The 14,205-nt window shown below is 57.2% G+C and carries 15 protein-coding genes; 6 read left to right on the forward strand and 9 right to left on the reverse strand.

Features of this window, described 5'->3' with window-relative positions:
• Positions 1-25 precede the first annotated feature (25 nt).
• Positions 26-538: a peptide deformylase gene (gene def, locus LOS15_RS01010; protein ID WP_263067519.1), complete on the reverse strand. Its 513-nt coding sequence runs from the start codon at positions 536-538 to the stop codon at positions 26-28.
• Positions 539-729: 191 nt separating this feature from the next.
• Here def and LOS15_RS01015 point away from each other — a divergent pair, with 191 nt between their 5' ends.
• The 5 genes from LOS15_RS01015 to aroE all read left to right on the forward strand — a co-directional run bounded on the left by LOS15_RS01015 (position 730) and on the right by aroE (position 5,372).
• Positions 730-1,779, forward strand: a complete 1,050-nt coding sequence (locus tag LOS15_RS01015) for a LysM peptidoglycan-binding domain-containing protein (RefSeq protein ID WP_263067520.1) — start codon at positions 730-732, stop codon at positions 1,777-1,779.
• 40 nt (positions 1,780-1,819) lie between these two features.
• Positions 1,820-2,941: a DNA-processing protein DprA gene (gene dprA, locus LOS15_RS01020; RefSeq protein ID WP_263067521.1), complete on the forward strand. Its 1,122-nt coding sequence runs from the start codon at positions 1,820-1,822 to the stop codon at positions 2,939-2,941.
• A gap of 69 nt (positions 2,942-3,010) precedes the next feature.
• Positions 3,011-3,565 carry an L-threonylcarbamoyladenylate synthase gene (locus LOS15_RS01025; protein ID WP_263067522.1) on the forward strand — a complete coding sequence of 185 codons (555 nt, stop codon included), beginning with the start codon at positions 3,011-3,013 and terminating at the stop codon, positions 3,563-3,565.
• Positions 3,566-3,605: 40 nt separating this feature from the next.
• On the forward strand, positions 3,606-4,538 hold the full coding sequence (gene hemF, locus LOS15_RS01030; RefSeq protein WP_263067524.1) for an oxygen-dependent coproporphyrinogen oxidase: 933 nt from the start codon (positions 3,606-3,608) through the stop codon (positions 4,536-4,538).
• Positions 4,539-4,547: 9 nt separating this feature from the next.
• Positions 4,548-5,372 (forward strand): shikimate dehydrogenase, encoded by an 825-nt coding sequence (aroE, locus tag LOS15_RS01035; RefSeq protein ID WP_263067525.1) that lies wholly within the window; start codon positions 4,548-4,550, stop codon positions 5,370-5,372.
• A 122-nt stretch (positions 5,373-5,494) separates the two neighbouring features.
• Here the strand turns inward: aroE and LOS15_RS01040 are convergent, their stop codons facing one another.
• Both LOS15_RS01040 and LOS15_RS01045 read right to left on the reverse strand, forming a co-directional pair.
• On the reverse strand, positions 5,495-5,752 hold the full coding sequence (locus tag LOS15_RS01040; protein WP_263067527.1) for a hypothetical protein: 258 nt from the start codon (positions 5,750-5,752) through the stop codon (positions 5,495-5,497).
• Between the two features lie 22 nt (positions 5,753-5,774).
• A complete protein-coding gene (locus LOS15_RS01045) occupies positions 5,775-6,578 on the reverse strand; it encodes a M48 family metallopeptidase (RefSeq protein ID WP_263067529.1) in 804 nt (267 codons plus the stop codon).
• Positions 6,579-6,678: 100 nt separating this feature from the next.
• On the opposite strand from LOS15_RS01045, the gene LOS15_RS01050 reads away from it, so the two are divergent.
• Entirely contained in the window at positions 6,679-7,548 is an 870-nt protein-coding gene (locus tag LOS15_RS01050) for an ATP-binding protein (protein WP_263067531.1), read from the forward strand.
• A 36-nt stretch (positions 7,549-7,584) separates the two neighbouring features.
• On the opposite strand, the gene LOS15_RS01055 is transcribed toward LOS15_RS01050, so the two are convergent.
• The 6 genes from LOS15_RS01055 to ispG all read right to left on the reverse strand — a co-directional run bounded on the left by LOS15_RS01055 (position 7,585) and on the right by ispG (position 14,199).
• Positions 7,585-8,199: a hypothetical protein gene (locus tag LOS15_RS01055; RefSeq protein ID WP_263067532.1), complete on the reverse strand. Its 615-nt coding sequence runs from the start codon at positions 8,197-8,199 to the stop codon at positions 7,585-7,587.
• Positions 8,200-8,385: 186 nt separating this feature from the next.
• Positions 8,386-9,789 (reverse strand): ribosome biogenesis GTPase Der, encoded by a 1,404-nt coding sequence (gene der / locus LOS15_RS01060; protein WP_263067533.1) that lies wholly within the window; start codon positions 9,787-9,789, stop codon positions 8,386-8,388.
• Positions 9,786-10,967 carry an outer membrane protein assembly factor BamB gene (gene bamB / locus LOS15_RS01065; protein WP_263067534.1) on the reverse strand — a complete coding sequence of 394 codons (1,182 nt, stop codon included), beginning with the start codon at positions 10,965-10,967 and terminating at the stop codon, positions 9,786-9,788. Before bamB ends, der begins: the two co-directional genes overlap by 4 nt.
• The gene (locus LOS15_RS01070; RefSeq protein WP_263067536.1) at positions 10,967-11,626 is read right to left on the reverse strand and encodes a YfgM family protein; all 660 of its coding nucleotides are present in this window, start codon (positions 11,624-11,626) and stop codon (positions 10,967-10,969) included. The genes bamB and LOS15_RS01070 overlap by 1 nt, the downstream gene beginning before the upstream one ends.
• 86 nt (positions 11,627-11,712) lie before the next feature.
• Positions 11,713-13,008, reverse strand: a complete 1,296-nt coding sequence (gene hisS / locus LOS15_RS01075; RefSeq protein ID WP_263067537.1) for a histidine--tRNA ligase — start codon at positions 13,006-13,008, stop codon at positions 11,713-11,715.
• Positions 13,009-13,083: 75 nt separating this feature from the next.
• Positions 13,084-14,199: a flavodoxin-dependent (E)-4-hydroxy-3-methylbut-2-enyl-diphosphate synthase gene (gene ispG / locus LOS15_RS01080; RefSeq protein WP_263067538.1), complete on the reverse strand. Its 1,116-nt coding sequence runs from the start codon at positions 14,197-14,199 to the stop codon at positions 13,084-13,086.
• Positions 14,200-14,205: the final 6 nt, after the last annotated feature.

Raw genomic sequence — 14,205 nt, forward strand, 5'->3', positions numbered from 1 at the left:
GCTTAGGGTACTTGGCAGTAGCGACTTAAGCGTCCTGCATTAGCTTGTGGCGTTTTTGCATTTTTCGCAGCACCCGATCACGCTTGAGTGGCGATAAGTAGTCAACAAACAGTACGCCTTCTAGGTGGTCATACTCATGCTGAATACAGTGCGCAAATAGACCATCGGCCTCTAACTCATAAGGCTCGCCGTTACGGTCGAGCGCATTGAGTTTTACTTTGAGGAAACGCGGCACCTCGGCGTAATACTCTGGGATAGATAAGCACCCCTCGGAAAGCGGCTCTTTCTCTTCGCCTATCGGCTCGTAGCGTGGGTTGATAAGCACCAGCGGCTGGGAGTTATCGTCGCTAACATCCATCACTACCACGCGGCGATGTACATCGATTTGCGTGGCCGCAAGACCGATACCCCGTGCGTCGTACATGGTCTCCAGCATATCGTCGACGAGCTGGCGAACCTCATCGTCAACGGTTTCCACCGCTACCGCCTTGGTACGCAGGCGCTCGTCGGGGAATTCGAGAATAGGAAGTTTGGCCATGGCGTTACAATCACCGTTAAGCTGAGTCTTTAATGAGTAGGCCTCACTGTCTGTGTCGGCGGGCCTAAGTGCATTACTATAAGTGGTTTTCTATCAGCCATCATATCATGCTGTTGGTGTTCCTGGGCACGTGCGTTCCTTGCGACGGCCCTTGAGAATCAATCGATCAGCGACTGCCTAGGGAGAACAGGATGGCGGCAACAAAGCCTCTTTATTATAGCGTCTTTGGCGCCCTGCTAATGTGTATCGCCTTACTGGTGAGCCATCCGGTATTAGCGTGGGAGCGGCTGCGTGATGACGCACCAGAGCGTTATGACGTGGTGCGCGGTGATACGCTGTGGGATATTTCTGCGCGCTATTTACACTCACCCTGGCAGTGGCCTGAACTTTGGCAGGCAAACCCACATATTCGCAACCCCCACCTTATCTACCCAGGCGATGTGCTGGTGTTGGGAAGTTGTCAGGGGGAACCCTGCTTATCGTTAGAACGGGGTCAAAGCGTGGTAAAGCTAACACCTCAGATGCGCACCGTGCCGGAACGGGAAGCCATTGCACCGCTTCCCCTGGACGTGGTGCGTGCTTTTTTACGTGAACACCGGGTGCTGGAAGAGGGGGAAGCGCTGCGAGAGCTGGCCTACGTGGTAGGTGGGGAGAATCGGCGCTTGATCAGCGGTGCAGGGGATACGCTGTATGTGCGGGGTGAGCTTCCTGATAGGGCCCAGCTGGGGATTTATCGTCAAAGCGATCCTTATATTGCCAACGATGGAACGCCGTTGGGGATGGAGTTGATCAAGATTGGTGAAGCGCGTCAGTTAATTACTGAAGGCGATATCGCTCGAGTAGAAGTGTTGAGTGCCTATCAAGAAGTGCGTAATAACGACATTCTAATGCCGCTTGATCAGCGTGAATGGGGAGAGGCTTTCCAGCCCCGCCCACCGTTAAATAGCGTGTCTGGAAATATTGTGGCGGTTCCCGGCGGCGTGCGCTTTATTGGGCGCTTACAGGTGGTAGCGATAGACCTGGGTACCCAAGATGGCCTTCAGCCAGGGCACGTGTTACGGGTCGACCAGCAGGGCGAGCTGGTGAATGATCCCCGTACCCAAGAGCTTATCCAACTGCCTGCAACAGAGGCGGGCCAAATTATGATCTTCAAGCCTTACAACCGTGTGAGCTACGCCTTGGTCATGCAGGCATCGAACGTACTTGCCGTGGGCGATGCGGTACGTACACCGGTTAGATAACACGTTATTCAAGAGCCACAGCGAACAGAGGAGGCTTCGTATGGATGCCAAGGAGTGGCTGGTAGTGAATGCCCTGCCCGGTATGGGCCCCCACCGTATTACTCAGCTGGTTGCCCGCAGTCCGCAGTGGCCCCAGGGCTGGCTGGCGGCGCTACCCAGCGCGGCAGCCACGGCGCTGCGCTTATGGCTTGAACATCCAGAGCGCAGCCCGCTGCAGTCTGTCGTCAATGCAACCCAAGCCTGGCAGCAGGATGGCCCTAACCGTCATCTGCTCCACCGGGATCACCCCGCATGGCCCGCGTTGCTTAACCAGCTGCCTGACCCGCCCGTTGTGCTATGGGCACAGGGCGATCTCCGCGCGTTAGACGGCCCCAAGCTTGCCATGGTAGGAACACGTAGGCCTACCTCAGAAGGCAGCGGTAATGCCCAAGCGTTTGCTCGCGAACTGGCCCAACGTGGCTGGTGCATTGTCAGCGGGATGGCGCTGGGGGTCGATGGGGTCGCCCAGCATGCGGCGCTGGCGACCGGCGGGCACTCCATTGCCGTATTAGGGTGTGGTGTCGATGTGATTTACCCTGCTCGCCACCGGGATTTATACGAACAGTTAAGCACCGCGCCAGGAGGGTTGCTGCTCTCCGAGCATCCACCGGGCACGGTGGCCCGTCCCGCTTTTTTTCCTCGCCGGAATCGAATTGTCACCGGCCTTAGCTTAGGCACCCTGGTGGTCGAAGCGACCGAGAAAAGTGGCTCACTGGTGAGCGCCCGTTTAGCCCTTGAGCAGGGTCGCGAGCTGTTTGCGCTGCCTGGGTCGCTGCACAATGTCCAGGCGCGTGGCTGTCTACAATTATTGCGCACCGGCGCGACACTCGTGCGTCATGTAGACGATATACTTGAAGAGTTGCAGCATTGGGCAAGCAGTTTCCTGCCCCCCGAGCTTGAGCCACTTGCTGATGATACAGACGCCATTAAGCCCAGCGGCAATGCACCGCCGAGCGATAACTTATTAAGCGCTTTAAGCACCACGCCAACCCCGATTGATGTGCTGGTTCAGAACACTGGCACGACAGTGAGCGAGTGCCAGCAGCGGCTATTGATGTTGGAACTTGAGGGGCATGTTACCCAGCAGGCGGGCGGCTGGGTGCGTTTGGCACGGCCATGGTAGGATGCCAATAACTGACTATTTGCGCTGGCTGAGCAGTGGCAAGTCATGACTTTTTCACGAGGAGCATCTATGGATTCGGCTGAATTAAAGGCGGCGGTAAGCGCGTTGCGCTCGGGTGGTGTGATTGCATGCCCCACTGAAGCCGTATGGGGACTTAGCTGTGACCCGGATAACGATGAAGCGCTGGCGCACTTAATGCGCATGAAAGCGCGTGACCCTGCCAAAGGGGTGATTTTAGTCGCCTCTACGATTCATCAATTTCAGCCCTGGTTAAATCAGCTGCCGCTCGCTCTTCATGCCCCCTTAGCCGCTAGTTGGCCTGGGCCCAACACTTGGCTGGTGCCGGATAATGGCCGCAGCCACGGGCTGGTGCGTGGCGCCCATCAGTGCGTGGCGCTGCGGGTAACCGACCATCCTCTGATGAAAGGATTGTGCGACGCGTTTGGCGGTCCGCTGGTCTCCACCTCGGCCAACCGCGCAGGCGACCCTCCCGCCATGAGCGCTGAAGAAGTCGCCTCAATATTTGGCGACGACGTCGCAGCCATCGTACCCGGTGCGTTAGGCGGCAACGCTCGCCCAAGCACGATTCGTGACTTAGTCACCGGTAAAGTGCTTCGCCAGTAAATGCAGCGGCCCACTCAATTTATTTATCCTGGGAGTTAATGTGGCTCACGAGCACCTAGACGATGTTAAGCACTATCTACTAGACCTGCAGGAACGGCTGTGTACAGGCCTTGCCGCTGCCGACGGTAGCGCGCGCTTCAAAGAGGACAGCTGGGAGCGTGAAGAGGGCGGTGGCGGTCGTTCACGAGTGATTGAGCATGGCGCTGTGTTTGAAAAAGGCGGCGTGAACTACTCTCATGTATTTGGTGCAACGCTCCCGCCCTCCGCCACGGCGGCACGGCCTGAGCTGGCCGGACGCAGTTTCCATGCGGTGGGGGTGTCGTGGGTGCTGCATCCTGAAAACCCCCATATACCGACTAGCCACGGCAACGTGCGTTTCTTTATTGCCGAGAAACCTGGCGAGGCGCCTGTCTGGTGGTTTGGCGGTGGGTTTGACCTAACCCCCTACTACCCGGTGTTTGAAGACGCGGTACACTGGCACCGGGTAGCAAAAGCTGCCTGCAGCCCCTTTGGTGAAGAGATTTACCCCCGCTACAAAGCGTGGTGCGATGAGTACTTCTACCTCAAGCACCGTGATGAAACCCGAGGCGTGGGTGGCCTGTTTTTTGACGATTTAAATGAAGGCAGTTTTGAGGACTGCTTCGCTTTCCAGCGTGCCGTGGGCGACAGCTTCCTGGATGCCTACGTACCGATTGTTGAGCGCCGCAGAAAAGATGCCTGGGGCGATCGAGAGCGTGACTTCCAGCTGTATCGTCGTGGCCGTTATGTGGAGTTCAATCTGGTTTGGGATAGAGGCACGCTGTTTGGCCTGCAAAGCGGCGGGCGCACAGAATCCATCTTGATGTCGATGCCGCCCTTAGCACGTTGGGAGTACGCTTTTACACCCGAAGCGGGCAGCCCAGAGGCGAGGCTTAATGAATACCTAGTGCCCAGGGACTGGCTGGCTGAAGCCGCCCAGCAGGGCGAGGCATAAGGAGGCTTTATGGCTGATCGTTATTGCGTCTTTGGCAACCCGATTAAACACTCCAAATCATCGCTCATTCACGGTGAGTTTGGACGGCAAACCCAACAAGACATGACCTATACCAGTGAGCTAGCACCAATTGATGGTTTCGCTGCTGCTTGGCAGGCGTTTGTCGCAGAAGGTGGGCGTGGTGCCAACGTGACCGTGCCTTTCAAGGGAGACGCGTTTGCGCTGTGTGACACGCTGAGTCATCGCGCTGAGCGTGCCCAGGCGGTTAATACTCTGATTGTGGGAGGTAATGGCCGTACCTATGGTGATACGACGGACGGCGTGGGGCTAGTTCGCGACCTGGCGTATCACGGCGTGCCTGTTCAAGATAAACGTGTGTTGGTGATAGGCGCGGGCGGCGCCGTGCGCAGCGTGCTGGAACCGCTGCTGGCTGAAAAGCCCGACGAGCTGGTGGTGGTGAATCGAACCGCAGAGAAAGCCATCCAGCTGGCGAAGGACTTTTCCGATCTGGGCGATGTGAAGGGTGGAGGGCTTGACGCCATAGAGGGTCAGTTTGATGTAGTAATTAATGGCACCAGCGCCAGCCTATCCGGTGATTTACCGCCGCTGCCTGACCAACTGTTTACCCCCCACGCCTGGGCATATGACATGATGTACGGCGCCGAGCCAACGGTGTTTCTACAGTGGGCGGGGCCGCGTGGCGCCAAGCTGCTAGATGGGTTAGGGATGCTGGTAGAGCAGGCCGCAGAGTCGTTTTTCCTATGGCGTAATGTACGCCCGGACACCGCGCCGGTGCGCTCGCAGCTCAGGCAGTCGCTGAATTTTAGCGATTAATGCTTCTATCGGTTAATGCTTCTGTGTATGAAGGCATGGATCGCCAAAAGAGCAGTGGATAATAAATAAAGGGGCAGCTTGGTAGCTGCCCCTTTACTGTTGCTGGCGTTATTGCGCGGTGTTTAACGGCGCTTGGTATAAAACCCTACCATGCACATCGCCAGCCCCAATACAGACATGAGCATGCCTCCGTTGACCAGCAGCGGCGAGCGCTCAAGCCAGGACACAAACGGCTGGGGCGTATCGCGGCAGGTGCTTTCGATGTAGTCCCAGTAGCCACCATCAAGTTGGCAGGCGCGTACATCGCCAAGTTCCCAAAAAAAGACGCCCATTAGTACTAAAAGGGGCAGTACCAGCAGCAGTAAACCAAGTCGAATCATTCAAACCTCTGATGTGGGCCGCTTAAGGGCGTGGGCAGTTAGACGTGCGCCCACTGTTACGTGCCTGTTCGTAGCTTGTCAGCGCTTGATCCATATTCGCTTGAAGCCCCTGGATGCGCTGGCCTTGGCTGGGGTGGGTAGACATCCAGGCGGGCGGTGCGCCACCGCCAGACGCTGCCTGCATATTCTCCCATAGCGTGATGCTTTCCCGCGGGTCGAAACCGGCCTGGGCCATCAGCTGTAGGCCAATAACATCTGCTTCGCTTTCATGGCGGCGTGAGAAGGGGAGCGCAATGCCGTACTCAGCCCCCATGCCCAGCACGCCCATTAACTGCTGGCCGCCGGGAGACTGCATGCCTGACGCGCTGGAAATGACCGATAAACCCAGCGACGTGGCGCTTTGGGTAGAGGCGCGCTCGTTGGCATGGTTAGCAATTACATGGCCGATCTCGTGGCCGACCACCGAGGCGAGCTGATTCTGATTGGTGGCTATATTCAACATGCCCGTGTTAACACCCATGTAGCCGCCGGGTAGCGCAAACGCGTTCGGCTGCTCGGACTCAAACACACGAATTTGCCAGTCGAGGCTGCGCTGCTCAGCGGGGAGTACGTCAACAATCGCGTTGGTTATACACTGAACGTAACGGTGACTTGCCTGATCAGCGGTGGGTATATCTTGTTGATACTGAGCAAAGGCCTGTTGGCCCATTTGGTTGAGCTGGTCATGTGAGAGCAGTAACAGCTGTGAACGGCCGGTGGGAGAGGTCGCACATGCCGCAATGGAGGCACACAGCGCAGTAATGGCCAAGGGACGAAGCCAACGCATAGACGGTTTCCTTATAGACGAGCGGGGATCCTTGCCGACAAGATAACCACTGTCGGTGGTAAATCAAACCCCCTTATCATAACTCACTCCGAGGATCACGATGGATGCTGAATTGAGTCAACGCCTTACACGGCTATTAGATCATGTTGATCACTGGCTGCCCCCTGCACCCACACCGGTGGATTGGAGCACTCACATCGCCGCTATCTGGCAACGCCACCCACTTGGGGGCTGGCTAGTGCCGGTACCGCCCCGCGATACGCTGACACTGGATGACCTTCTCGGTATTGAGCGGCAAAAATTAGCCCTGCTTGATAACACGCGGGCATTTCTACAAGGGCTCCCCGCTAACCATGCCCTGCTGTGGGGTTCTAGGGGAAGCGGAAAGTCATCCATTATACGCGCGCTGCTTAACTCCCTAGCCGAGGAGGGGCTTCGCTTGATCCAGGTAGACCGCCATGATCTTTGTAGTCTACCGCTGCTCGTGGAGCAGTTACGTCATCAGCCGCAGCGCTTTGTGGTGTATTGCGATGATCTCTCTTTTGAGGGTAACGATGATGCTTATAAAGCGCTTAAAAGCGTGGTGGATGGCGCCTTAACCGGGCCGCCGGATAATGTGTTGCTCTATGCCACGTCGAATCGCCGCCATTTGTTGCCGGAGTCCATGGATGACAATAGTGGCAGCCGTTTGGTTGGCGAGGAGTTGCACCATGGCGATGCAGTGGAAGAGAAGATTTCGCTCTCTGACCGGTTCGGATTATGGCTGGGATTCCATCCCTTCAGCCAAGCAACGTACCTTGAGGTGTGTCAGCACTGGGTTAGCCACCTTGGTCAACCGCAGGATTGGAGCGATGCGACAAAAGCTGAGGCTATTCGCTTCGCCACCCTAAGGGGAGGGCGAAGCGGCCGCACCGCATGGCAGTTCGCGGCCCACTGGGTAGGCCGCAAGCGGCTTCAAGAGAAGGGATAGCCGAGAAAAGTGAGCGCCTCTTCCACGGCCTAACGATTAGCGTTGGGGAATCAGCTGACCATCAGCCCCAACGTTGAGGCGAAGGGTGGGCGTGAAGAGACCTGATGGTAGCGTCATGCCCAAGCCGCGCAGATCGCCAGGGGTGATGGCTAGCTCGCTACCGGCAGGCAGCTCGCCTTGCGATGCCAATTGGCTGGCAAGGTCTATCATCGGCCGCATCCGCTGTGGGTCAGTGGCAAGAATATCGAAGGCCACCGGCAGGCGCAGTTTGGCATCGTCGCCTGGGGTTAGCATCACATCCTGTTGATACTGGCCATTTACGGGGTCGACTCCCGGCATATCCAGCGTCCAGCGAAAGCCGGACATCTCAACGGCAGGCATGCCAGCTGGCAGCCCTAGGCCCATCGCCAGCGTCGCCTGAATAGGCAAGCTACCGGCGCCAAGGCTAGAAGCAATCAGGCTGGTTAAATCGCTGGTATCAAGCCCTGCCTGAACGCTGTAGGGACCAATGCGCACTTCTTCAATGCCCAGTGAGGTAACGGCTAAGCGAAAAGCAAACAAACCCGTTTGGGGTAGCGCCAGGCAGCCAGTTAAAAGGCTTGCCATGGTTAACATCGCAAATCCGCGCCAGCGGCTAACGGCAGTTATCATAAAACTCCCTCCTAGGAAGGGCTAAGATTCAGGGTGAGGCAAGGCTGAAAAGCGCGGCTATTTGAGGGCTAGCGCGCGCATCTGTCAAGCTAATTTGCTAACACCTCTTACCACTAAAAACGCCTGCTGGATTGCTCCAGCAGGCGTTTGCTACATCCGCGTAGGCGGTGCGACCGTTATCCAGGCTCAGCGACGGCTTTTGCGCGCTTCTTTGGTGCGGTTAAGCTCGCGTTTTTTAGCCTTCTCTTTATCGCTGGCGCCCGCCATATGGTCGAACGGGTTGTCGCCCGTCCGGAATTCAAAGCGCATTGGCGTGCCGCGTACCTTTAACACTTTGCGGAAGGTGTTGGTCAGGTAGCGACGGTACGCCTCAGGCAGCGACGCGGTTTGATTGCCGTGTACCACAATGATTGGTGGATTGCTGCCGCCCTGGTGGGCCATGCGCAGCTTAATGCGGCGGCCATTCACCATGGGAGGCGGATGCTGGCTTACGGCGTCTTGCAGCAGCGTGGTGAGGCGGTTGGTCGACCAGTGCGCATTAGCGGCGTTAAAGGCGCGCTCAATGGACGGGTACAAATCGCCCACCGCCGTACCGTGCAACGCTGAGATAAAGTGTATTTCGGCGTAGTCGGCAAAGCCCAGGCGGCGTTTGATTTCCGCGCGCATCTTCTCTTTAGCCTCGCTCTCAAGGCCATCCCACTTATTAATGGCCAGCACTAGCGCTCGGCCGGTGGTCAGCACGTAGTCCAGCAGGTGTAAGTCCTGCTCGACAAGACCGCTGCGGGCATCCAGCACCATCACCGCCACGTGGCTCTCTTTGATCGCATCCAGCGTTTTGATGATCGAGAACTTTTCGGCGATTTCACGCACGTTCTTACGCCGCCGAATACCGGCAGTGTCGATCAGTACGTACGGCTTGCCGTTGCGTTCAAAAGGAATTTCGATGGCGTCACGGGTGGTGCCTGCTTCATCAAACACCACCACACGCTCTTCGCCGAGCAGACGGTTCACCAGCGTGGATTTGCCCACGTTCGGACGGCCAATCACGCCAATACGAATGCCTTTACTGCCGGTATCCGCAGGAATACTGGCGTCGCGCTCGGGGTATGGCTCCAGCACCGTATCGATCAGTAGCGATACGTTGCGTCCATGGGCGGCGGCGATTGGCCAGGGGTCTCCCAAACCAAGCTTCCAGAAGTCGGCCATGGCCGAATGCTCTTCCAAACCGTCGGTTTTATTGACCACTAACCAGGTCTTTTTCTGGTTAACCCGCAGATGGTTGGCAATCGCTTCGTCAGCGACGTTTAGCCCTGCCCGCGCATCAACCAAAAACAGCACAATATCGGCTTCATCGATAGCGGCTAACGACTGCTCAGCCATCGCCGCATCAATGCCTTCTTCATCACCGCTAATACCGCCTGTATCAATCACGGTATACGACTTGCCGCCCAACATGCCATTGCCATATTTGCGGTCACGAGTGAGGCCAGGAAAATCAGCCACGAGCGCATCACGCGAACGCGTCAGGCGGTTAAACAGCGTCGATTTACCCACGTTGGGTCGACCGACTAAAGCAATGACGGGTGTCATGGAGTTACTTCCAGGGTTTCCAGGCGACCATTATTCGCCTGAACATGAATGATGTTGCCTTCGGTGACCGGGCGCACGCTAATACCTGAGCGGTGCACACGGGTACGGCCGACGATATCGCCTTCACGCGCGTCGATCAGGTGCACGTAGCCTTCAAAGTCGCCTAGTACCAGGCGTCCGTCAGCGAAGGCAGGCGCCGTTAGCCAGCGGTCTTCTAAGTTGTTGTTGCGCCAAATTTCTTGGCCAGTATTAGCATCCAGGGCAACGACCTGGCTGTTATCGGTAACAACAAACAGGAAGTTGCCTACCAGGATGGGCGTGTGGCGGCTAGACAGGTTGCTCTCCCACAGCACGCCACCTTGGGTAGCTTCAAGGGCGACGACGCGGCCGTTATAGCTGGTGACAAACAAGCGGCCATCCGGGCTTAGCACCGGTTGTCCCGATAGGTCGACCAGGCGCTCAACATCGCTGCGCCCTTGTGGCGTGGCAATTTGCATGTCCCAAAGCGGCTGCCCGTTGCGGTTATCCAGGGTGGCTAAACGACCATTGGCCATGCCGACAAAGGTAACGGGGTCGATCACCATGGGCGTGCCGGTGCCGCGAAGCGTTAACGAAGGCTGCGAGCTGGTATACACCCAGCGCTCTTGGCCGCTCGCCCTATCTAGCGCGGTGACCTGACCATCGATGCTTTGTACCAGCAGTAGCTGCTGGTTGGCCTGCGGGGCGGCCAGCACTTCGCTAGAGACCCGAGCGCGCCAGTTGATGCTGCCATCGCGTTGGTCGAGGGCAATCACTTCACCGTTGCGGGTGCCTAGGTAGACGTTGCCTGCCACCGCATTTAGAGCGCTGGAAACAGGCGTGTCCAGCTCGGTTTGCCATTCGCGCTCACCGTTATTGGCGTTGAGTGCCATTACCAGGCCTGTGGCGTCAGCGGCAAATACCGTATTGCCTTCACGGGAGGGAGCGATGGGGTAGCGTGCGCGGCCTAAGCCATCGCCGACGTTTCTACGCCACACGCTATCCAGCGATGACGTCTCGTCAAAGCTGCGTAGCTCTTTCGGCGTATAGGCAGGCTCTTCTTTATTTGCACACCCGGCTAACAAGGCTAAGGCCGTTGCACCCAGCGCCATGCGTAGCCACTGCTTGGAAAATAGCGGTCTTGCCAGACTATGGTTCATCACTGTGTCGCCTCCTCAGCGCCAAGGTCGTCAAGCTTAAACTGTACGCCATAGAGGGCCTGGTTTTGGGTTTGGGCCAGATCTAGCGCGGTTTGCCAAGCGTCACGCGCTTGCTCTGTGTCGCCCAGCGCTGCATAGGCGTCGCCCCGTACATTAGCCTGCTGGGCGGCGAGCGACTCTGTGATCGGTTCATCAAGCAGGCTTAGCGCAGCGTCTGGGTTGCCATCAGCGACTTCGATCCGCGCTAAGCGCAGCCAAGCAAGGCTTTGTACGAAGGGCCGCGAGGAACTGTTGGCCAGGCTCTCTAGGGACGTTTTTGCGTCGCGTAGATTGTCTTGCTGTACGGCAAGGCGCGCATCCAACAGCAGCCCTAGCTCGGCGTATAGCGTATTACCATGCTCGTCATTAAGCTCGCTGATTAACGTGCGGGCGGTAGCCAGCTCATCATCTTCTAATGCGTTGCCCGCTGCCATATTCACCAGCTGTTGGTAGCGGGCAGAGGCGGCTTCTGCCTGGCCTTCCTGGTAGTTTTGCCAGGCATTCCAGCCAAACACCCCCGCTGCTGCAAGCACGGCGCCTGCAATAAGAGAGGTTCCATTCTCTTTCCACCAGCGCTTGATGACATCAAGCTGCTCTTCTTCGCTTCTCAGCTCCGCCACGGGCGGCCTCCTGTGCTATGGCATAGCCGCGTAAGCGGCTAGCAAGTATTCATCTGCTGTTTTCATATCGCGTCACAGCAGTAGTGTTAATGGGTAATGAGTTCGCGCAACGTGGTTGCCAGTTCAGCGTAAGCCACACGCTGCTGCTCGCGCTCTTCGCGCAAAAACTTTAGCGTAACTGCGTTTTCAGCCAACTCGTCTTCGCCCAGCAGAACGGCAATGGGGGCAGAGCTTTTATCGGCTTTCTTCATGCGGCTTTTGAAACTGCCGCCACCGCAATGGAGCTGTAGCCGCAGGGCTGGAAGCTCACTGCGCAGCTGTTCTGCCAGAGTGAGTGCGGCCACCGTGGCGCTGTCGTCCATGGGCAGAAGGTAGACATCGCACCCGCCGAGCGCAGCGTCAGGCACCAAGTTGAGCGTTTCCAGCAGTAGCACCAGTCGCTCGATGCCCATGGCAAAGCCTACCGCCGGGGTGGGTTTGCCGCCAAGCTGTTCCACCAGGCCATCGTAGCGGCCCCCGGCGCAGACGGTGCCTTGGCTGCCCAGTGCCGTCGTGGTCCACTCAAACACCGTGCGACAGTAGTAGTCCAGGCCGCGCACGAGGCGAGGGTTGACCACATAAGAAATGTTCGCGGCGTCAAGCATCGCTTTTAGCTGCTCGAAATGATCCCGGGACTCATCGTCCAGGTGATCCATCAGCTGCGGGGCTGCATCGAGCATCTCGGCCATGGCTGGGTTTTTCGAGTCAAGAATACGCAGCGGGTTGCTGGTCAGACGCCGTTTAGAGTCTTCATCCAGCACGTCGTGGTGCTGTTCAAAGTAGGCCACCAGCTTATCGCGGTAGGCCGCGCGTGCTTCTGAGGAGCCTAATGAGTTGAGTTCTAGCGTGACGTGTTCTAACAGCCCCAGCTCACGCCATAGGCGGGCTGAGAGTAGGATCACTTCCGCGTCGATATCGGGGCCGTCAAAGCCGTAGGTTTCGACACCCACCTGATGGAACTGGCGGTAGCGACCCTTTTGCGGACGCTCGTGGCGGAACATCGGCCCTTGGTACCAAAGCCGCTGGGTTTGGTTATAGAGCAGGCCATGCTCCATGGCGGCACGCACACAGCTAGCAGTGCCTTCAGGGCGCAGCGTGAGGCTATCCCCATTACGGTCGTCAAACGTGTACATCTCTTTTTCGACGATATCGGTGACTTCACCAATCGAGCGGGCGAACAGAGCGGTTTGCTCGACAATCGGCGTGCGAATTTCATCAAAGCCATAGCGATGCATTAACTCACGAACGGTGGCCTCAAAAAATTGCCAGCGAGGACTGTCGCTGGGCAATAGGTCGTTCATACCACGAATCGCTTGAATCTTTTTGGCGGCGGACTTACTCAATGAAAACTCCTTGTATGGGAGGCAGCGTGGGGCGAGCGATCACCTGTCGCCCCCGCTAGGCAGTCTGGCTCGGCACTAAACGCTGCGAGCGATCATGTCATCTTGCTGCTGCTGTTTTTGACGCACTTTGTCACGAATTAACTTCTCTAAGTCGTCCACAAGATGGTCATTGCGCAGCTTGCTGGCGGGTTTGCCGTCGATATACACCAAGTTGGCAGGGGAGCCGCCGGTCAGGCCGATATCCGTCTCTTTTGCTTCACCAGGGCCGTTCACGACACAGCCAATCACTGAAACATCCAGTGGTGTCATCACGTCTTCCAGGCGCTCCTCGAGTTGGTTCATGGTGCTGATAACATCAAAATTTTGCCGCGAGCAGCTAGGGCAGGCTATAAAATTGATGCCTTTAGAACGCAGTTTGAGGCTCTTGAGCATATCAAAGCCGACTTTAATTTCTTCGACCGGGTCAGCCGCCAGGGAAACACGAATGGTATCGCCGATACCGTCCATCAACAGCATACCAAGACCGATAGACGACTTGACGGTGCCGGCGCGCAGCCCGCCCGCTTCGGTAATACCCAGGTGTAGCGGTTGCTCAATACGCGTAGCCAAGTCGCGGTAGGCCGCTACGGCCATAAACACATCCGAGGCTTTTACGCTGACTTTAAATTCTTGGAAGTCTAGGCGATCCAGATAGTCGATATGACGCATGGCAGACTCGACCAGCGCAGCGGGCGTAGGCTCGCCGTACTTTTTCTGCAGGTCTTTCTCTAGCGAACCGGCATTGACCCCAATACGGATGGGAATGCCGTGGTCACGAGCGGCACTGACAACGGCACGCACGCGATCTTCGCGACCAATATTTCCAGGGTTGATGCGCAGGCAGTCCACACCCAGCTCGGCAACGCGCAGCGCGATTTTGTAATCAAAATGAATGTCGGCCACGAGCGGGACATTGACGAGCTTCTTGATCTGGCCAAACGCTTCAGCAGCATCCATATCGGGCACGGAAACCCGCACGATATCGGCACCGGCCTTTTCCAACTGCTGAATTTGCGCCACCGTGGCGGCGACATCCAATGTGTTGGTATTGGTCATGCTTTGGACGGCGATCGGTGCATCGCCACCTACGGCGACGTTGCCAACATGAATTTGGCGAGAAAAGCGGCGTTTAATGGGAGAAGGGGCGTGCATAAGACG

The sequence above is a fragment of the Halomonas sp. 7T genome, assembly GCF_025643255.1.
Classification (GTDB): domain Bacteria; phylum Pseudomonadota; class Gammaproteobacteria; order Pseudomonadales; family Halomonadaceae; genus Vreelandella.